Origin of the sequence: Bradyrhizobium sp. 23 (assembly GCF_023073295.1) — a bacterium.
In the GTDB taxonomy this organism is placed as follows: domain Bacteria; phylum Pseudomonadota; class Alphaproteobacteria; order Rhizobiales; family Xanthobacteraceae; genus Bradyrhizobium; species Bradyrhizobium canariense_D.
Genome location: NZ_JADPJF010000124.1, coordinates 188,604 through 192,248, shown reverse-complemented (window position 1 = coordinate 192,248; position 3,645 = coordinate 188,604). Strand labels below are relative to the sequence as shown.

Annotated in this window: 2 protein-coding genes; both read right to left on the bottom strand. The window is 67.1% G+C overall.

What is annotated here, in order from left to right:
- A partial coding sequence (locus IVB32_RS30165; protein WP_247412278.1) for a glycosyltransferase family 39 protein occupies positions 1-1,573 on the bottom strand: 1,573 nt, incomplete at its 3' end.
- Positions 1,574-1,623: 50 nt separating this feature from the next.
- Complete coding sequence (pbpC, locus tag IVB32_RS30160; RefSeq protein ID WP_247412275.1) at positions 1,624-3,645, bottom strand: penicillin-binding protein 1C; 2,022 nt, start codon at positions 3,643-3,645, stop codon at positions 1,624-1,626.

The following is a 3,645-nucleotide window of genomic DNA, read 5'->3' as shown; positions in this document are numbered from 1 at the left end:
GCCGCAGGAAATCCGCCGCACCCGAACCGTCGGTGAGCAGCGTCTGCGTACCCGTCAGGAAGACCAGGCTCGGCTCGTGATAGCCGGCCGCGGCCGCCTTCGGGCCCACGCAGGTGACGTTGCGAAGCGCGCGTGCGATCTCGATGCTCGGAAACAGCGGCGTCAGCGACGGCAGCACGATGCCGTAGACCGTTAGCGCGAGCATCAGGGCTGCGACCAGCGCGTTGAGCAGCGAGCGCTCGGCGTGATTGTTGTCGTGAAGCCACCAGGCGAACAGGCCGAAGATCAGCGAGGCCGCGATGAACGGCCATGCCACGAAAGCAGGCTGCCGCGTCAGCATCACCGCGCCGACGACCGCGATGATCGAGCCGCCAACGGGGATCGCGAACCACCAGGCCGAGCCGCGCATCAGCCAGGACCACGATAGCACGCGCCGCTCGAGCGCGCCCGCGGTGAGGATCGCGATCGCAGGATACAGCGGCAGCACGTAATGCGGCAGCTTGGTCAGCACCACCTCGAACACGATCCAGGATGGGACCAGCCAGGCCAGCAGGAATTGCGCACCGGGCTCGCGCCGCGCGCGCCAGACCGCAGGCGCCGCCATCGCCGCAAGCGGCGCGCCGGGCCAGAACGTGATCCAGAACAGCGCCAGATACAGTCCGGGCGGCGCGCCGTGGGATTCCTGCGCGCCCAACTTGCTCAGCATATCGCCGCCGACGGAATCGGCGAAGAAGGCATCGCCGGCGCGCCAGAAGATCGCGACGAACCAGGGCAGCACCAGCACCAGCATCCACATCAGGCCCCAGAGCGGGCGCAACTTCCATAGCCAGGAGGCATCGCGGTCCTGGATCGCGAGCGCGACGATGGTCAGGCCCGCGAACATCAGGATCAGCGGGCCCTTGATCAGGATGCCGACAGCGAGAGCCGTCCAGAAGATCGCGGGCCAGCTCCAGGGCGGATGGGTCTCGTCCTCGGCGCGTTGCCAGGACAGATAGGCCCGCGCCATCGCGCCCATCGCGGCGACCACGCAGAACAGCAGCATCGCGTCGGTCTTCGCAAGCCGCGCCTCGACGCCAAGCAGCACCGAGGCGCACATCAGAAGTGCTGCAAGCACTGCGGCGCGCCGCGTGACGAAGCCGAGCGCCGCCCAATAGGTCATGAGCACGGCACCGATGGCGCCGATCAGCGACGGCAGCCGATAGACCCAGATCCGCAACTCGGCCTTCGGCAGACCGAGCGCCGATGCCGTCTCGACTGCGGCCGATTGCAGCCAGTAGATCCCGACCGGCTTCTTATAGCGGACGTCCTCCTGGAAACGGATGTCGACATAATCGCCGCTCTCGACCATCTGCTTGGTGGCTTGCGCAAAGCGCGCCTCGTCGCGGTCAACCGGCGGAATCGTGAAGAAGCCCGGCAGGAATAGCAGCAGCGCGCACAACAACAGGAAGCTCACCGCGCGGACGTGGCTGGCCGTGGCGATGTCGAACATGGAGACGAGCCGGCTGCCCGGATTCACCGGGGATTTCGGCTCGCGGGGAGCTCCAAAACGGGGTGTTGGATAGGTCTCGGCCATCGGTTCCGCTTACGCTGAAACCGCCATCGCCACAACCGCTTGAGGCAGGGTCACTGAATTCGAATGACAACTGTGTCCGCGGCGCCCGTGGCATCGATGACGGTCAGCCGCGCAAAGCCCGGACCGGGCGGATCGATCAGCCGCTGGCGCCGTCCGTCGATCTCGCCCTGCGCCGTTCCGTTAACCATGACGGTCATGGGCAGAACGCCGCCGGCGACCTTGACCGGCATGGCTGCGCCGCCCTCGCCACCTGAGCGATCGACGTCGATCCGCGAGCCGTTCAGCGGAAACTGGATGTGCAGGGCCTGCTCGCCCCCGGTCCGCACCAGATCCCCGAGCGGGCGGAACCGCCTCAAGGGCAACGGCAGCTTGGCGTTGCTGGCCACGAGAGTTCCTTTCGGCGGCTTCGGCAACGGCAGGAGCGTCTTGCCGGTGCGGGCGAAGGCGTCGAACAGGATCGGCGCGGCGGCAACCCGACCGATCAGGCCCGGAACCGGCGCGCCATCGGGCCGGCCGACCCAGACGCCGATGGTCATGCGCCCGTCGAAGCCCATCGACCAAGCGTCGCGGTAGCCATAGGAGGTGCCGGTCTTGAAGGCGATGCGGTTGTGGGCCGCGTTCTCCGGCGGCGGGGTACCGAGCAGCACGTTGCCGACCTGCCAGGCCGCGACCTGATCGAGCAGCCGCAGCGGCTCGCGGTCGTCCCTGTCGCTCATGATCTCGCGCAACGGCCTGGTGGTGCCGAGCCGGGCGAAGCCTGCATAGAGCTGGGCGAGGTCCTGCAGCGTCACGCCGACGCCGCCAAGGCCCATGGCCAATCCCGGCGCCTCGTCCTTGGGCAGAACCAGATTGCCACCGGCCTGACGCAGCCGCGAGGCCAGCCGGCTCGCGCCGACGCGGTCGAGCAGCACGATCGCGGGCACGTTTAACGACAGCTGCAGCGCCTTCTTCACCGGCACCGTGCCCTGAAACGTCATGTCGAAATTTTCCGGCGCGTAGGAGCCGAAGCGCACGGGCCGATCGTCGATCAGACTGTCCGGATGAACAAAACCGTCCTCGAAGGCCAGCCCGTAGATGAAGGGTTTCAGCGTCGAGCCCGGCGAGCGGATGGCGCGGGTCATGTCGACCTGCCCTGCCCGGCGCTCGTCGAAATAATCGGCCGAGCCGACGCGCGCGAGCACGTCGCCGCTCTCATTGTCGACGACGATGATGCCGACCGAGATGTTCGGCCCCAACGCAATGGCACGATCGCGCGCTAGCGGCTCCAGCACCTTCTGGAGGGTGGCATCGAGCGTCAGCTTGATGACTGGCGCGTCCTTGACCGTCGCAAGCGCCGCATCGGAGGCGTGCGGCGCCAGGATCGGCATCGGCTTGCGCAGTTTCGGCACAGGAACGGCTTTCGCCTGCTTCGCATCGTCGAGGCTGATCTGTTGCTCCTCGACCATGCGGTCGAGCACGCGGTCACGCGCTTTGCGCGCCGCATCGGGATAGCGATCGAGCCTGCGGGTCTCCGGCGATTGAGGCAGCGCGACCAGCAACGCGGCTTCAGCCAGCGACAACCGCTTCGGCTCCTTGCCGAGATAGGCGATCGAGGCAGCGCGAATGCCCTCGAGATTGCCGCCGTAAGGCGCGAGCGCCAGATAGAGGTCGAGGATCTGCTCCTTGCTCAAGCTGCGCTCGATCTCGATCGCACGCACGATCTGCCGCAGCTTTGCATGGAGCGAGCGCTGCCGCCGAGGCTCCATCAGCCGCGCGAGCTGCATCGAGATGGTCGAGCCGCCCGAGACGATGTGGCCGCGCGTCGCAAGCTGAAACGCAGCGCGCCCCAGCGCCACCGGGTCGATGCCGTCATGTGCGTAAAAGCGCTGGTCCTCGTAGGCGAGCAGCAGCTTCAGATAGGTCGGATCGACGTTCGTTTTTGTCTCGACCGGTAGCCGCCAGCGTCCATCCGCCATCGCATAGGCGCGCAGCAGCTTGCCATTCCGATCGACGATGGTGGTGGAAACCTGGCGGGCGTCGTCGAAAGGCAGCGGACCGAGGGAGTAAACCCACGCGACGACGCCGACGATGAT